This window comes from Stenotrophomonas sp. 22LJNL06-5-1, assembly GCF_056861455.1.
In genome coordinates this window covers 476,768-492,308 of sequence record NZ_JBSPUE010000002.1, presented here as the reverse complement: position 1 = coordinate 492,308, position 15,541 = coordinate 476,768, and the positions used below count along the sequence as shown (strand labels likewise).

Annotated in this window: 14 protein-coding genes; 10 read left to right on the top strand and 4 right to left on the bottom strand. The window is 67.2% G+C overall.

The genetic code is table 11. From position 1 onward, the window contains the following. The first annotated feature begins 216 nt into the window (after positions 1 to 216). The 5 genes from lldP (at position 217) to AC13GF_RS07830 (ending at position 6,587) form a co-directional block, all read left to right on the top strand. Positions 217 to 1,875, top strand: a complete 1,659-nt coding sequence (gene lldP / locus AC13GF_RS07850) for an L-lactate permease (protein WP_483004224.1) — start codon at positions 217 to 219, stop codon at positions 1,873 to 1,875. A gap of 53 nt (positions 1,876 to 1,928) precedes the next feature. After that, a complete protein-coding gene (gene lldR / locus AC13GF_RS07845; RefSeq protein WP_483004223.1) occupies positions 1,929 to 2,693 on the top strand; it encodes a transcriptional regulator LldR in 765 nt (254 codons plus the stop codon). A gap of 4 nt (positions 2,694 to 2,697) precedes the next feature. Continuing rightward, on the top strand, positions 2,698 to 3,837 hold the full coding sequence (gene lldD / locus AC13GF_RS07840; protein WP_010485059.1) for an FMN-dependent L-lactate dehydrogenase LldD: 1,140 nt from the start codon (positions 2,698 to 2,700) through the stop codon (positions 3,835 to 3,837). Then, on the top strand, positions 3,834 to 5,540 hold the full coding sequence (dld, locus tag AC13GF_RS07835) for a D-lactate dehydrogenase (protein WP_483004222.1): 1,707 nt from the start codon (positions 3,834 to 3,836) through the stop codon (positions 5,538 to 5,540). Before lldD ends, dld begins: the two co-directional genes overlap by 4 nt. A 162-nt stretch (positions 5,541 to 5,702) precedes the next feature. After that, positions 5,703 to 6,587 carry a hypothetical protein gene (locus AC13GF_RS07830; protein WP_483004221.1) on the top strand — a complete coding sequence of 295 codons (885 nt, stop codon included), beginning with the start codon at positions 5,703 to 5,705 and terminating at the stop codon, positions 6,585 to 6,587. A gap of 117 nt (positions 6,588 to 6,704) precedes the next feature. Here AC13GF_RS07830 and AC13GF_RS07825 read toward each other — a convergent pair whose 3' ends face one another. After that, positions 6,705 to 7,001 (bottom strand): hypothetical protein, encoded by a 297-nt coding sequence (locus AC13GF_RS07825; protein ID WP_005413768.1) that lies wholly within the window; start codon positions 6,999 to 7,001, stop codon positions 6,705 to 6,707. A 171-nt stretch (positions 7,002 to 7,172) separates the two neighbouring features. On the opposite strand from AC13GF_RS07825, the gene AC13GF_RS07820 reads away from it, so the two are divergent. Both AC13GF_RS07820 and AC13GF_RS07815 read left to right on the top strand, forming a co-directional pair. Further along, entirely contained in the window at positions 7,173 to 7,829 is a 657-nt protein-coding gene (locus tag AC13GF_RS07820) for a decarboxylase (RefSeq protein WP_111150824.1), read from the top strand. A gap of 68 nt (positions 7,830 to 7,897) precedes the next feature. Further along, positions 7,898 to 8,674 carry a CDP-diacylglycerol diphosphatase gene (locus AC13GF_RS07815; protein ID WP_483004220.1) on the top strand — a complete coding sequence of 259 codons (777 nt, stop codon included), beginning with the start codon at positions 7,898 to 7,900 and terminating at the stop codon, positions 8,672 to 8,674. On the opposite strand, the gene AC13GF_RS07810 is transcribed toward AC13GF_RS07815, so the two are convergent. Continuing rightward, a complete protein-coding gene (locus AC13GF_RS07810) occupies positions 8,671 to 9,270 on the bottom strand; it encodes a GNAT family N-acetyltransferase (protein ID WP_126929517.1) in 600 nt (199 codons plus the stop codon). The genes AC13GF_RS07815 and AC13GF_RS07810 overlap by 4 nt on opposite strands. 217 nt (positions 9,271 to 9,487) lie before the next feature. On the opposite strand from AC13GF_RS07810, the gene AC13GF_RS07805 reads away from it, so the two are divergent. Together AC13GF_RS07805 and AC13GF_RS07800 are read left to right on the top strand one after the other, a co-directional pair. Beyond that, the gene (locus AC13GF_RS07805) at positions 9,488 to 12,214 is read left to right on the top strand and encodes a TonB-dependent receptor plug domain-containing protein (RefSeq protein WP_483004219.1); all 2,727 of its coding nucleotides are present in this window, start codon (positions 9,488 to 9,490) and stop codon (positions 12,212 to 12,214) included. 110 nt (positions 12,215 to 12,324) lie between these two features. After that, positions 12,325 to 12,966, top strand: a complete 642-nt coding sequence (locus tag AC13GF_RS07800; protein ID WP_483004218.1) for a hypothetical protein — start codon at positions 12,325 to 12,327, stop codon at positions 12,964 to 12,966. Positions 12,967 to 12,975: 9 nt separating this feature from the next. Here the strand turns inward: AC13GF_RS07800 and AC13GF_RS07795 are convergent, their stop codons facing one another. Beyond that, complete coding sequence (locus AC13GF_RS07795; protein WP_483004217.1) at positions 12,976 to 13,617, bottom strand: hypothetical protein; 642 nt, start codon at positions 13,615 to 13,617, stop codon at positions 12,976 to 12,978. A gap of 183 nt (positions 13,618 to 13,800) precedes the next feature. Here AC13GF_RS07795 and AC13GF_RS07790 point away from each other — a divergent pair, with 183 nt between their 5' ends. After that, positions 13,801 to 14,961, top strand: a complete 1,161-nt coding sequence (locus AC13GF_RS07790; RefSeq protein WP_483004216.1) for an amidohydrolase family protein — start codon at positions 13,801 to 13,803, stop codon at positions 14,959 to 14,961. A 77-nt stretch (positions 14,962 to 15,038) separates the two neighbouring features. On the opposite strand, the gene AC13GF_RS07785 is transcribed toward AC13GF_RS07790, so the two are convergent. Then, on the bottom strand, positions 15,039 to 15,476 hold the full coding sequence (locus tag AC13GF_RS07785) for a DUF3806 domain-containing protein (RefSeq protein ID WP_483004215.1): 438 nt from the start codon (positions 15,474 to 15,476) through the stop codon (positions 15,039 to 15,041). Between the last annotated feature and the right edge of the window lie 65 nt (positions 15,477 to 15,541).

Here is a 15,541-nt window from a genome sequence, read left to right as displayed (position 1 = left end):
GAGTTGCCGGCCAGCGGCCGGCACTACCATGACGATCTTAATGGTCGGACCAATACCGCATCTAGCCCTATGGTCTAATAGGCTCTTCGCCCGAGTGGCGGTTAAATCCGCTGCAAGTGGTCTGATCGAAATCATTATTGGTACGACCAATAATCGATGGCCACGGCGATCCACCGCCTGCGGTGGGGCACCTTCCGCATCCAGTCGAGAGTCTTCATGCAGCCCTGGCAACACCTGTACGACCCCGCCGGCAACCTGTGGCTGTCCAGCCTGATCGCGCTGCTGCCGATCGCGTTCTTCTTCATTGCCCTGGCCGTGCTGCGCATGAAGGGCTGGCTGGCCGGCACGATCACCGTGGCCATCGCGCTTGGCGTGGCCCTGCTGTTCTACCGCATGCCGCTGAGCCAGGCGCTGGGTGCGGCCGGCTTCGGCTTCGTCTACGGCCTGTGGCCGATCGCCTGGATCATCATCGGCGCGGTGTTCCTCTACAAGGTCTCGGTCAAGACCGGGCAGTTCGACATCATCCGCGCTTCGATCCTGTCGGTGACCGAAGACCAGCGCCTGCAGATGCTGATGGTCGGCTTCGCCTTCGGTGCCTTCCTGGAGGGCGCGGCCGGTTTCGGTGCGCCGGTGGCGATCACCGCGGCACTGCTGGTCGGGCTGGGCTTCAAGCCGCTGTATGCCGCCGGCCTGTGCCTGATCGTCAACACTGCGCCGGTGGCGTTCGGTGCAATGGGCATTCCGATCATCGTGGCCGGGCAGGTCACTGGCCTGGATGCGTTCGAGATCGGCCAGATGGCCGGTCGCCAGCTGCCGTTCCTGACCATCATCGTGCTGTTCTGGATCATGGCGATCATGGATGGCTGGCGCGGCATCAAGGAAACCTGGCCGGCGGTGCTGGTTGCGGGTGGCTCGTTCGCCATCGCGCAATACCTGACGTCCAACTTCATCGGCCCGGAGCTGCCGGACATCACCGCGTCGCTGGCGTCGCTGGTGTGCCTGACCCTGTTCCTGCGCCGCTGGAAGCCGGTACGGATCTTCCGCTTCGATACCGAAACCAGCGCCGAGGCGGCCGCACAGGCACTGGAGGCACCACGCTACAGCGTCGGCCAGATCGCCAAGGCGTGGTCGCCGTTCCTGATCCTCACCGCGATGGTCACGCTGTGGAGCATCAAGCCGTTCAAGTCGCTGTTCGCGGCGGGCGGCCCGCTGGAAAACTGGGTGCTGAAGCTCCCGGTGCCGGGCCTGGACCAGATGGTGCAGAAGATGCCGCCGATCGTGGACGCGCCGCTCAGCTACGAGGCGGTCTACAAGTTCGACTGGTTCTCGGCCACCGGCACCTCGATCATCCTCGCGGCGGTGATTGCGATCATCGCGCTGCGCATGCCGGCCCGGTCGGCGCTGCAGACCTTCGGCGAAACCGTGCGTGAGCTGCGCATGCCGATCTACTCGATCGGCATGGTGCTCGCCTTTGCCTTCATCGCCAACTATTCGGGTCTGTCGGCAACGCTGGCGCTGGCATTGGCGCACACCGGCGACGCGTTCCCGTTCTTCTCGCCGTTCCTGGGCTGGCTGGGCGTGTTCCTGACCGGCTCGGATACTTCGTCCAATGCACTGTTCTCGGCGCTGCAGGCGACCACCGCACAGCAGATCGGCGTGTCCGACGTGCTGCTGGTGGCGGCCAACACCACCGGCGGTGTCACCGGCAAGATGATCTCGCCGCAGTCGATCGCCATTGCCTGTGCGGCGGTTGGCCTGGCCGGCAAGGAATCGGACCTGTTCCGCTTCACGGTCAAGCACAGCCTGATCTTCACCACCATGGTCGGCCTGATCACCCTGGCCCAGGCTTACTGGCTGACCTGGATGATTCCCTGAGCCATGCTGCGTGGCCTGACCCTCTGTTACGCGCTTCGGGCCACAATGGCGCCATGAGCACGCAACGTATTTCGGACAAGGTGGCCGCGCAGCTGCGCAGCCTGGTGCAGGAACAGCGGCTGCAGCCGGGCGACCGGCTGCCGGCCGAGCGCGCCCTGGCGGTGCAGCTGGGGGTCTCGCGCACGGCGTTGCGTGAAGCCATCGCGCAGCTGGCCAGCCAGGGCCTGCTGACCGCACGCGTCGGTGGCGGCACCTACGTAGCCGAACCCGCAGCCCGCGCGCGGCAGGCGCTGGATGAACCGCTGGCGCCGTACCTGCCGCTGTTCCAGGGCGACCCGGAATATCGCTTCGACGTGCTGGAGATCCGTCACGCGCTGGAAGGCGCTACCGCCTGGCATGCGGCGCTGCGTGCCACCGACGAGGACCGCACGCGCATCGCGCAGGCCTTCCAGACCATGATGGACGCGCACGGCAAGGACGACCCCACCGGTGAAGCGGAGGCTGACGCGGCCTTCCATCTGTCCATCGCCGAGGCCTCGCACAACCTGGTGCTGCTGCAGGTGATGCGCGGCCTGTTCGAACTGCTGCAGACCAACATCTCGCAGAGCCGCGAAAAGCTCTACACCTCGGCGAGGACCTTCTCGCCATTGTCCGACCAGCACCGCGAGATGATGGACGCGGTGCTGGCAGGCGACCCCGAACGCGCGCGCGCCGCCGCGCATGCCCACCTCGAGTTCGTGCACACCACGCTGCGCACCCTCGATGACAACGAAGCCCGGCGTGCGCGGGCCTCGCGTCTACCTTCCCCACACGGTTGACCCCATGATCATCTCCGCCTCCACCGATTACCGTGCCGCAGCGCAACGCCGGCTGCCGCCGTTCCTGTTCCACTACATCGATGGCGGCGCGTATGCCGAGCACACGCTGAAGCGCAACGTTTCCGACCTGTCCGACATCGCGCTGCGCCAGCGCATCCTGCGCAACATGTCCGACCTGAGCCTGGAAACCGAGCTGTTCGGCGAAAAACTGGCGATGCCGGTGGCGCTGGCGCCGGTCGGCCTGACCGGCATGTATGCCCGGCGCGGTGAAGTACAGGCGGCGCGCGCGGCCGACAGCCGCGGCATCCCGTTCACGCTGTCAACCGTATCGGTGTGCCCGATCGAGGAAGTGGCACCGGCCATCCAGCGGCCGATGTGGTTCCAGCTGTACGTGCTGCGCGACCGTGGCTTCATGCGCAACGCGCTGGAGCGGGCGCAGGCCGCTGGTGTGACCACGCTGGTGTTCACCGTTGACATGCCGGTGCCGGGCGCGCGCTACCGCGATGCACACTCCGGCATGAGCGGCCCGAATGCCTCGCTGCGCCGTATCGGCCAGGCCATCACCCATCCGCACTGGGCCTGGGACGTGGGCCTGTTCGGCCGCCCGCATGATCTGGGCAACATCTCCACCTACCGTGGCAACCCGACCGGGCTGGAGGATTACATCGGCTGGCTGGGCAGCAACTTCGATCCCTCCATTTCGTGGAAGGACCTGGAGTGGATCCGCGAATTCTGGAAGGGCCCGATGGTGATCAAGGGCATCCTCGACCCGGATGACGCGCGTGATGCGGTCAAGTTCGGCGCCGATGGCATCGTGGTCTCCAACCACGGTGGCCGCCAGCTGGATGGCGTGCTGTCCACCGCACGCGCACTGCCGGCGATTGCCGATGCGGTACAGGGCGACCTGAAGATCCTCGCCGATTCCGGCATCCGCACCGGCCTGGACGTGGTGCGCATGCTGGCACTGGGTGCCGATACCGTGCTGCTGGGCCGTGCCTTCGTCTATGCGCTGGCCGCGCAGGGCGAGGCCGGCGTGGCCAACCTGCTGGACCTGATCGCCAAGGAAATGCGCGTGGCGATGACACTGACCGGCGCGCGTCGCATCGCTGACATCGGCCGCGATTCGCTGGTCAGCCTGCCATGAGCGGCCACGATGCGGTGCTGGCACAGTTTCGCGATGCGGTCGGCAGCCACCATGTACTGACCGGCGACAAGGCCACGCGCCGCTTCCGCCGTGGCTACCGATTCGGCGACGGCCCGGTGCTGGCGGTGGTGCGCCCGGGTACCTTGCTGGAACTGTGGCGCGTGCTGCAGGCAGCGGTGCAGGGTGGGGCGGCGATCATCCTGCAGGCGGCCAATACCGGCCTGACCGGCGGCTCGACCCCGGATGGCAACGACTATGGGCGGCCGATCGTGCTTGTCAGCACGCTGCGCCTGACCGGCATCCAGCTGTTGAACGAAGGCCGCCAGGTGCTGTGCCTGCCCGGCGCCACGCTCGACCGACTGGAGCAGACGCTGGCACCGCTGGGCCGCGAACCGCATTCGGTGATCGGCTCGTCCTGCATCGGCGCCTCGGTGCTGGGCGGCATCTGCAACAACTCCGGCGGCGCGCTGGTGCGCCGTGGCCCGGCCTACACCGAGCTGGCGCTGTACGCGCAGGTCGATGCGCAGGGCCAGTTGCAGCTGGTCAACCATCTGGGCATCGCGCTGGGTGATACACCCGAGCAGATCCTGCAGCGCCTGCAGGCCGGCAACTATGCTGCTGGCGACGTGGGTGACGGTGATGGCCGCGCCGCCTCCGATCCACGCTATGCCGAAGAAGTGCGCCGGATCGACGCCGATACCCCGGCGCGCTTCAACGCTGACCCCAGCCGCCACTACGAAGCCGCCGGTTCGGCCGGCAAGCTGGCGGTGTTCGCGGTGCGCCTGGATACCTTCGAAAAGGAGGCCGCAGAAGTCTTCTACATCGGCAGCAACCGCACCGACAGCCTCACGGCGATCCGGCGCCAGCTGCTGACCGGCTTCGAGCGCCTGCCGATTGCCGGTGAGTACATCCACCGCGATGCCTATGACATCGGCGAGCGCTACGGCAAGGACAGCTTCCTGCTGATCGACCGCCTCGGCACTTCCCGTGTGCCCGCGGCGTTCGCACTGAAGAGCCGTGTCGATGGCTGGTTTGAACGGCTGGGCCTGCGTGGGGTGACCGACCGGGTGATGCAGGTGCTGACCGGCCTGCTGCCCTCGCACCTGCCCAAGCGCATGGGCGAGTTCCGCCAGCGCTACGAGCATCATCTGTTGCTGAAGGTCTCCGCGCAGGACGCAGCAGAAACCGAGGCCTGGCTGCGCGGCTTCTTCGCCGGGCACGAAGGCGGCTTTTTCCACTGCACGGCGGAGGAGGGGCGCAAGGCGTTCCTGCATCGCTTCGCCGTGGCCGGTGCCGCGGTGCGCTACCGCGAAGTGCATCGCGAGCAGGTGCAGGACATCGTGGCGCTGGACATTGCCCTGCGCCGAGATGATGCCGATTGGTTCGAGCAGTTGCCGGCCGATATCGACGACCGCCTGCTGCACAAGCTGTATTACGGGCACTTCCTGTGCCACGTGTTCCACCAGGACTACATCGCGCGCAAGGGCGAAGACCCGATGGCGATCGAGCATGCGATGTGGGCACTGTTGGACCAGCGCGGCGCCGAGTATCCGGCCGAGCACAACGTCGGCCACCTGTACCCGGCCAAGCCGGCGCTGGCCGGGTTCTACAAGCAGCTGGATCCGAGCAATACGTTCAACCCCGGTATCGGCCAGACGTCGAAGGCGAAGGAGTGGGGTGGCTGCGACTGCAGTGGGCATTGACGGATACAACGCGTCTTTACTGTAGAGCCGAGCCTATGCTCGGCTGCTCTTCCCGACAGACAGCAGTCGAGCATGGCTCGACGCTACAAAGGCAAATGTCGAGCAGGCTCGCCGCCGCCCGGGCAACGGTTACCATCGGAAGCCCAGCCACAGGAGCCATCCATGCCCATCGCTGCCGCTCGTGCCACCCTGTGCGTAGTAGTGCTGGCAACCCCGCTGCTGGTGCTGGCCCAAGGCTCGATCCTGCCGCAGCAGCGCGACGCCGCCGGCAACGTGATGGAGCCGCTGGGACAGGTGCTGATCGCGAGTGAGACTGGACCGTCGGGGCTTTATGACTGCACGCGGGACGGAAACTGGTGCGTGCGCGTGCAGCCGGTCGCCGAGGAGGGGGACCGGCCGACCGTGCTGGAAGTGCTTGAGAAGGCACCGGGCCAGGGCAAGCCGCACACCTACCACGTGAGCATCGACGTGCCGCAGGAAAGCGAGCTGTCGCTGTGGCCATGGATCGTGCGGCTGGCCCCTGGCGTGGGCAGCGATGGACCAGTGACCGACCCGCAGCAGCGCGCCCGCCAGAATGTGCTGGTGGGCGGCATCGTCAAGTTCAGCGCCATGTACTCCGGTGGAGGGGCCGACGCGTCCACGCTGCAGCTGGCACGCATACGTCACCTGCAGGACGACATCCAGGTGGACGACGACGTGCTGACCGTGCCATGGCTGGGCAATGCGATGATCCGCGCTTGTTTCAGCGAGCAGGACATCAAGCAGCGCGCAGGTGCCTGCCACGACGAATACGGCTTCTCGGCGAAGCTGGCGCTGGGTACGGCTGCCGTGGGCATGCCGGTGCTGCGCTACCAGACCGTGGCGACCCGGTTCCCGGCCGGCGTTTCACGCTTCGAGGATTCGCTGGCCAAAGGCCCGCTGAAGAAGAAGGATCTGCGCAGCGAGCAGGACCCGGCGTGCACCTACACGCGGCTGTTCCGCTTCGGGGAGGGGATGTTCCATCCTGACCAGGCGCTGCCGGACTGTGCCGGCTATACCGAACCCTGAGCCCTGTAGAGTCGAGCCATGCTCGACTCGCGTTTTCTACAGAGCCGAGCCCACGCTCGGCTGCCACGGAAGAGCAGCCGAGCGTGGGTTCGGCTCTACAGAAGCCTGTGGCGGTGCTTACTCGCAGCGGGTGGACGTGATGATGTTGTCCTTGTCCACGAACACGCGCAGGCGGTCCTGGCGGATGTCCTTGGTGGTGATGGTGCTGGGGCCGATCGGGTTGACCAGGCCCGCACCGCTCTCGCGGGACAGGCGGCGGATGTTGGGCTCATTGGCCGGCTGGCCGATCGCCCAGCCCAGCTGGCTGGCGTCGCAGCGGCCGCTGCCTTTGACTTCCGGGCCAGGGGTGCTGACACAGGCCGACAGCAGCAGGGCAGAGGCCGGCAGCAACAGGGACAGACGGAATGCAGACATGCGAGCGCTCCTGCGCAGGGGAAGATGGCGGGAACGATAGCACCGAGCGTGCGAAAGGCGTCAGCGCCCCGGTCATTGCCGGCACAGCGTGGTCATTGCATAGTGGGAGGAATGGCTGGCAGTACGCCAGCGGGCAGTCCGGGCCTTTCCGGCGCAGGTGTTGGATACGGTATGACGGCAGGCAGTTTCCGCGGCAAGGACAAGACGATGACGGCGCTGGTGTTGTCGTTGCTGGGCGTGGCGTTTGCCGCCTCCGCTGCCGATCCGGAACCCGCGCCGGTCGAAACCCCGGTATTCGGCGCCTGGCGCAACCTGCAGACCGAATCCGGCTACGCGCCGGCCCAGCGTAACCTGGCCTTCGCCATGCTGCCGCAGGCGGCCACCCGCGGTGACCGTTTCGCCATCCTCGACCGTGAGGGCAAGCGGGCGGTGTGCTGCCTGCAGGTGGCCAGTCCCTCGCTGGGCGTGGCCGCGCTGCGCGAGCAGTACCACCTGCCGCAGGCCTGGGTGACCGACCTGAGCAATGGCCGCAGCCCCGCACGTCCCTATGTACCGCACGTCTATGCGATGCAGCGGGTGGACGAGCTGGCCGACTACAGCTTTGCCGATGTTCCTGGCGCGTACAGCGACCTGGGCGGGCTGCTGATTCCGGAAGGCGCCGCGCTGGAGGCCGACGGCAGCGCCGTGCGCCTGGGGGACACCCGCTACCCGCTGCATTTCCAGCGCCAGCCGCACGCCGATGACGACGGCGCGCTGGACCGCTACAGCCTGCAGGCCGGCGAGGGTGCCGCCCCGATCGTGGTTGAAGTGCCGTTCGGCACCTACTGATTGCCGCATTGCACTGGCTAGAATGCAGCGCGGCGCTGTCTGCCGTGCCTGCTCCGTGAGTCGTTTCCGTGTCCTTGCGCCCCTTCCTGCTGTCGTCCCTGCTGCTGTTGTCCGCCTGTGCCAGCGCGCCACCGCCGCCGGCCCATTCCGATGCGTTGTGGCGATTGATCGAACGTGACTGCCGGGGCGCCGAAGGCCCACGCGGCGACTGCCTGCGCGTGGAGACGGCCGCGGACCGCCGCGATGTGCTGGTCAAGGACGCGCACGGCGACTACCAGTTCCTGCTGATGCCGCTGGACAAGGTCAGCGGTATCGAGAACCGCAGCCTGTACCAGCGCGGTGCACCGAACTACTTCGCTGCGGCCTGGCAGGCGCGCAGCCACACCGAACAGGCCTTGCGGCAACCGCTGCCGCGCAACGTCGCGAGCCTGGCATTGAACTCGCCGCACGGCCGTTCGCAGCACCAGCTGCATATCCATGTGGATTGCCTGCGTGCCGACGTGCTGCAGGCGCTGGACACGCATGCTGCCGCCCTCGGCAGCCGCTGGGCACCGTTGCCGGTGCTGCTGCGCGGCCATCAGTACCAGGCCCGCCTGCTGCCGGGTGCGGAACTGACCGCCAATCCGCTCAATCTGCTGGCCTATGACCTCGCTGGCGTGGACGACGTGGGCCAGTGGAGCCTGGTCGTGGCCGGCCGGGACGCCGTGCAGGGCGGCCCGGGCTTCATTCTGCTGGCGACCCGTGTGGACGCCGGCACCGGCAACGAGGCCAGCGCCGAAGAGCTGCAGGACCACGCCTGCTCGGTGTTGACCGGCGCAGGCGACTCGCTGGAGCGGGTCCGCTAACCCTGGGGCTGCTGGCGGCTGCGCCAGACCGGTGCGGTCAGCGCCAGCAACTGGCGATCCTGCCAGCCATCCAGATCCAGATGATGGTCGCGCAGCAGGCCTTCGTGCTCGAAGCCGAAGGCGTGCAGCGCAGTTGCGAACGGGTCACTGCAGTCCGGTGGCAGCATCACGAACAGGCGGTGCACGCCCACATCCTCGAACAGGAACGGGCACAGCGCGCGCAGCGCTGCATCCACGTGCGGGTGCCAATGCTGCAGCGACAGCAGCTCGGCGCAGCGCGTATGCAGGGACTGCAGGCGGACATGCAGCTGGTCCAGGACAGTGCCGTGCTCGTCATCGAATACACCCAGCAGCAGCTGGTCGTTGTCCTGCTCCAGCCGCGAGCGATGCATGTGGGCAAGGAAGCGGGCTTCTTCGTCGATACCGGCCGGATGGCGGCGGCCGCGTCGGCGGCGGTCATCGAACAGGCGCCAGCGCGGCAGGTCGGTACGCTGGAACGGGCGCAGGGTGACCGGTGCGGCCTGCAGCTGCAGCAGGTGACGGCGCAGCACCGGGCGCAACGGGGGGAGGAGGGAGGTGGGATACGGGGTCATCATCCCCGGCACGATGGCCGTGCCCGCAGCGCCACACCATTCAAAACATTGCAAAAGTGTGGCGAATGGCACTGCGGGTCTGATTCGGTTCAGGCATAAGGCCATCAGGCCTGGTCATTTCCGTTGAAACCCCCCATTCAGGACACTTTCGTTACGGGATCGTTATGTGCCGCTCAGGCCGCTGCCCCGTACCACCACCCGCCCAATTCCCAGGAAGCCCATGTCCGCCTCCCACAAGGCGCTGCGCCCGCGTCCGCTGGTGCTCGCACTGTCGTCCCTGATGCTGGTCTCGCTGCCGGCCTTCGCGCAGGAAAGCGCACCCACCACATTGCAGGAAGTAAAGGTCACCGGCTCGCGTATTCCGCGTGCCAGTGTCGAGGGGCCCTCGCCGGTGACGGTGATCAGCCGCGAGCAGATCGATGCGCAGGGCTACCGCAATGCCTTCGATGCGCTGAGCGCGCTGACCGAGAACACCGGCAACGTGCAGGGCGAGGACTTCGGCAACACCTTCACCCCGGCCGCCAACACCATCAACCTGCGCGGGCTGGGCCCGAACCGCACGCTGGTGCTGGTCAACGGCCGCCGCCAGGCCGATTACCCGCTGGCCTACGAGGGCTCGGTGAACGTGGTCAACCTGGCCAACATTCCCAGTGCGCTGATCGAGCGCATCGAGGTCCTGGCGGCCGGTGCGTCGGCGGTGTATGGCTCCGACGCCATCGCCGGTGTGGTCAACATCATCCTCAAGGACCGCTTTGAGGGTGTGGACGTGAACGTGCGTGCCGGCGGCACCCAGCAGGGCGGTGGCGACAGCCAGCGCGCGCAGGTGGTTGGTGGCAGTTCCGGCGAGCGCTGGGACGCGCTGTTCGGCTTCGAGTTCGATGTACGCAAGGCGATCCACGCGCGCCAGCGCGACTTCATGGACTCGCTCGATGATGACCCGGCCGGCAAGGCGCCGCAGGCGACCGCGATCGCCTATCGCCGCAATGCTGCTACCGGCCGCAACATCGATCCGGGCGTCAACGGCTGCGACGGGGCGTCTGACATCTATGGCGGCAGCGTGTTCCGCGCCTTCAACCCGCGCCAGGGCTGGTACTGCGGCAGCAACGAGGCAGCGGCCAGCTACTGGACCGTGCAGACCCAGAAGCGCAACCTCAATGGCTATGGCCTGCTGACCTTCCACGTCAACGAGACCACCGACCTGTTCGCCGATCTGGCCGTGGGCAGCGCGCGCATCTACAACAACACGCGTGCACCGACCTGGACCTCGGCCCGCAACTACTTCTACAACCAGACCACCGGCAACCTGGAAAGCTGGTACCGCCGCTTCGCGCCGGAGGAAATCGGCGGCCTGCCGCGCAATGCCAACCGCTTCCTGGAAAACTCGTGGTCGTTCAACGTCGGTGCACGTGGCCAGATCGGCGACAGTGGCTGGGACTATGAGGCGGTCTACAGCCGCTCGCGTTACGAGAACCGCACCCGCCGCCCGGTGCTGCTGGCCGGCATCAACGAATACCTGCTCGGCCCGAAGCTGGGCGTACGCAATGGCGTGGAGGTCTACGCGCCCGACCCGGCACGCCTGTTCAAACCGTTGACCCCGAACGAATACGAGGGCCTGTCCGACTACCAGGAAAGCCGCAATGCGGCATGGCTGCAGACCTTCAGCGCCAGCGTCAATGGCCGCCTGTTCGCATTGCCTGGCGGCGATGCGGCGTTGGCGGCGGTGGTCGAGGCCGGCAGCCAGGGCTATCGCAACCGGCCGGACCCGCGCCTGGGCAGTGGCGAGTTCTGGAATACCAGTGCAGGCGTCGGTGCCGGTGGCGAGCGTGACCGCTACGCCGCAGGTGTGGAGCTGCAGTTGCCGCTGCTGCAGTCGCTGACCACCACGCTGGCCGGCCGTTACGATCAGTACCGTGCGGGTGGCGAGCACATCGGCAAGGCGACCTGGAGCTTCGGCGTCGAGTTCCGCCCGATTGAGAGCCTGCTGATCCGCGGTACGGCGGCGACCAGTTTCCGGGCGCCGGACATGAACTACGTGTTCGCCACCGAAACCCGCGGCTACAACCCGGGCATGACCGATTACTGGCGCTGCCGCACGGCGGGCCAGTCGTACGACAACTGCGACTACAACGGCCTGTCGATCGATTACAGCAACCGCGCCAATGCACAGCTGCAGCCGGAATCTGCCAAGTCGTATGGCTTCGGCGTGGTCTGGTCGCCGCTGTCCGGCCTGGATTTCAGCGCCGACTACTACGACATCCGCATCGACAACGAGGTGACCAGCCTCGATACCAGCCGCATCCTGCGTGATGAGGCCGATTGCCGCCTGGGCCGGACGCTGGGTGGCGAAGCGCGCGATATCGGTTCGCCGCTGTGCCAGGACGCGCTGTCGCGGGTGATCCGCAACCCGTCCAATGCAACCGTGCAGCCGGACCAGGTGACCCGCGTGCTGATCAATCCGATCAACGCGGCCTCCGAATCGGTTCGCGGGCTGGACCTGAAGGGCAACTGGCGTTTCGATGCCGGCCGCTACGGCCGCTTCACCACGCGCCTGGCCTATACCGTGGTGCTGGAACACAAATACCGGCAGTTCTCCGATGATCCGGAGCGTGACATCCGCAATTCGCTGGACGACTACCAGTGGCGCAGCAAGGCCAACGGCAGCATCACCTGGAACCAGGGTGACTGGACCACCACGCTGTACGGCAACCGCTTCGGCTCGCTGCCGAAGACCGACGGCAGTGGCCGCATCGCGCCGTACATGACGTACAACGCCAGCGTGTTCCGCCAGTTCGGCGAGAACCTGTCGGTGGGTGTGATCGTCAACAACCTGCGTGACAGCCGCCCGCCAGCGGACAAGAACGGTGGCGGCTGGCCGTTCTACCCGGTCGGCAACTACGACCCGTATGGCCGCCAGTACTGGGTGCAGCTGGACTACCGGTTCCGCTGATCCGGCAGGCGAACGAAAGGCCCGGCATTGCCGGGCTTTTCTTTGTGCAGCGCATCCGTGCTGCCGTCGCGCACGTGGCATGCTGTGGCGATACATGGAGGAGGATGCGCATGGATGTCAGGATATGGAGTGTGATTGCCGTACTGGCCGTTGCCGGTTGCAGCAGCGAGCGGGCGGCCAGCGTGGACGAGGCTGCGGACGCGACCAGTGCCGCGCCCGTGCCGTCCCAGCTCAACGCAACAGCCGATGCGGGCTCAACGCACGGGCAAACGGCATCGATGCGGGTGGCGCCCAAGCAGGGGCCTGCGGATGCGGAGGGTCACTTCCTCGAGGGCGAGCGCATGCTGTTGACCGAAGGCGCACTGTCCGCAGAAAAGAGCGACGTGATACTTGGCTCGGACAAGGCCTTTGCGCAGGCGATCAGCCAGTTCGAGCGGGGTGCGGTGGGCCACCCGGAAGTGCAGGACCTGACCCGGCTTTACAGGACGGCCGCGACCCGGCTCATCGGCAGCGACGGCACGCTGGTGTCTTTTGCCTGTGGCTACAGCCTGTGTGTCGGCGAGATACGAAGCCGTACCGATGAGGATTTCAGTGCCTGGTCCGAGGCGATCGGCATGGACAAGGCGGCCCCGGTCTACAGCCTGGCCACTGCGCCGATGACGTGGGGCAGGGACCAGCATGGTGGGCGCTTCGTATTCTCGGTGGATCCGGCATCCAACAGCATTACCGCGCAGTGGGGCCCTGACCGGTGACACATGCAGCTAGGGCAGCGCCTGTTGCAGGTACGACTCGATGACGTAGCTGAAAGGCTGCTGCTGGCGGTCGCGGAGCAGGGCCCGAACTTCCAGGATGACGCCCTGGTCGCCTTCACCGCGTGGCGGCCAGAAGGTCTGATCGGCCAGCGTCTGGCGCTTGAAGCCGAGCGGGCCGACCACCCGGCCGAAGGGTTCATCGGTGGTATCGAGCACCTGGTTCATGGCCGGACTGAGGTGGTCGGGCAGGTACCAGTTATCGGCTTCTGACAGCACGCGGCTGCCACAGGCCAACTGCACGCGGCGGTAGCGCAGGGGCGTGCCCGGTTCTGCGGCCAGCGCCTGCAGCACTTCGGTCGGGGCCGGTTTGTCGGTATCGCGCACGCGCACGGCGCGGACCCGGGCCTGCTCAGCCAGGCCATGTTCGGCGCACCAGGTTTCGAGCGTGGCGGTGGCGCTCTGGCCGGCCAGCACGCGCTGATGCAGCATTTCCACCAGGGCGGCCGAGGCGATGCGTTGCTGGCCCGGTGGCGCCTGCGGCGGGGTGCTGGCCCCGGCATCGGTGGCGGACAGGCTGGCGATCGGGGCGGCGGCAAGCAGGGAGGCGGCCTGCCAGCGGCGGAGACGATCGTGGCGGTCGGACGGGCCCATGCGGCATCACAGCGTAAACAGGCGCCCATGTTACCCGTTCAGGGGTGTGCACGGCGTGCCTGCGACCGGTTGTCGCAGGGGTAATCATCTCTCTGGTGAATGCGTGCCATCCAGATATTTCGTTGGCCGATGGCTGTGGCGAGGCGCACGATGGCGCCATTCTTGGCTTTCCGGGAGTTCCCGATGACCCTCCAGTTCGTCCATGGCGGTGTCGACCGCGACGGTGCGCCACTGCATTTCCATATCCGTGATGGCCGCATCAGCGGGCTCAATGGCGAGACCGCGCCGGCCGAAGGGGCGGAATGCGTCGACCTGCAGGGCTTCGCGGTGCTGCCCGGGCTGGTCGACGGCCACATTCACCTCGACAAGAGCTTCGTCGGCGACCATTGGCACCCGCACCAGCCGGTGAACAGCCTGCGTGAGCGGCTGGCGGTGGAGAAGGCGGCGGTGGCGGGTGCGGCACCGATGGTGGACCGTGCCGAGGCGCTGATCCGCCAGTGCAGTGCGTTCGGTACGGTGGCGATGCGCTGCCATGTCGATATCGACGCCAGCACCGGTCTCGGCCATCTCGAAGCGGTGCGCGAGGCGGCGCTGCGCTGCGCCGACATCATGCGGATCCAGCTGGTGGCGTTTCCGCAGGCCGGGGTGATGTCCTGTCCCGGCACCGCCGCCGTACTGGAGCAGGCGCTTGCCGCGGGCGTGGAAGTGCTCGGCGGCATCGATCCCACCACGCTCGATGGTGATCCCGAAGGCCAGCTGGCGCTGCTGTTCGCGCTGGCCGAGCGCTATGGCGTGCAGCTGGACATCCATCTGCATGAGCCCGGCGAAACCGGCCTGGCGCAGCTGCTGCGCATCGCTGCGCGTACCCGGGCCGCCGGCCTGCAGGGGCGGGTTGCGGTCAGCCATGCCTATGCGCTGGGCGAGGTGCCGCTGGCGCGTGCGCTGCAGGTGGGCGAGGCGCTGGCCACGGCGGGTGTGGCGATCATGAGCAACGCGCCGGGCGATCATCCATTTCCGCCGCTGCGCGCGCTGCATGATGCCGGCGTGCGCGTGTTCGCAGGCAATGACAACATCCGCGACTGCTGGTGGCCATATGGCAATGGCGACCTGCTGCAACGGGCGATGTTGCTGGGCTACCGTTCCGGCTTCTACACCGACGCCGATCTGATGCTGGCGCTGGACATGGTCACCACCCATGCCGCGCAGGTGATCGGCCTGCCGCAGCATGGCATTGCCGAAGGCCGGCCGGCGACGTTCGTGGCCGTGCGTGCCGACCACGGCCCGGCCGCTGTGGCGGGGGTGCCGGTGGAGCGCCGGGTGGTGGTCGACGGCCGCTGGCTGTAGATCCACGTCATGCCTGGCTGGCACCATCGCGTGGTCTCATTCATCCACGCATGGCGTGGATCTCCCCCGATGTGCCGTCAGGCGTAATCGTCGGCACGGGTGGCGACGAATTCCTCAAGCCACGCAAGCAGGTGGGCAATGTCGATGATCTCGCCCTGCTCGACGCGCTTGAGCAGGAGCGTGCTGGCGCCGATCTGCAGGCTGCTGTCGGCATAGCGCAGCACCGCGTCGATGCCCCAGGCATCGGTGACCTGTATCCAGGCCAGGCCCGGCACGCGCTGGGCCAGGGTGTCACCGAACGCCACGCCCAGCGCTTCCCAGCCATCGCAGTCGTCACGGTCGATCAGCTCGGCATCGACCACGCGCTGCAGCGTGGTGGCCGCCAGCGGCCACTGCACCGGCAGCGTCGGGAAGCCGGCGGCCACGCGCGCGGCGATCAGCGAACGCTGGTGCTGCAGATGCGTCTGCAGGGCAGCGGGCAGGGGATCGAAGCGGGTGGGGATTTCGTCGGACATGGCAAGGCGCCGTGGAGCACGGAAACAACAGGCACTCTACGAGGCGATGTTGCCCGCCGTACGGC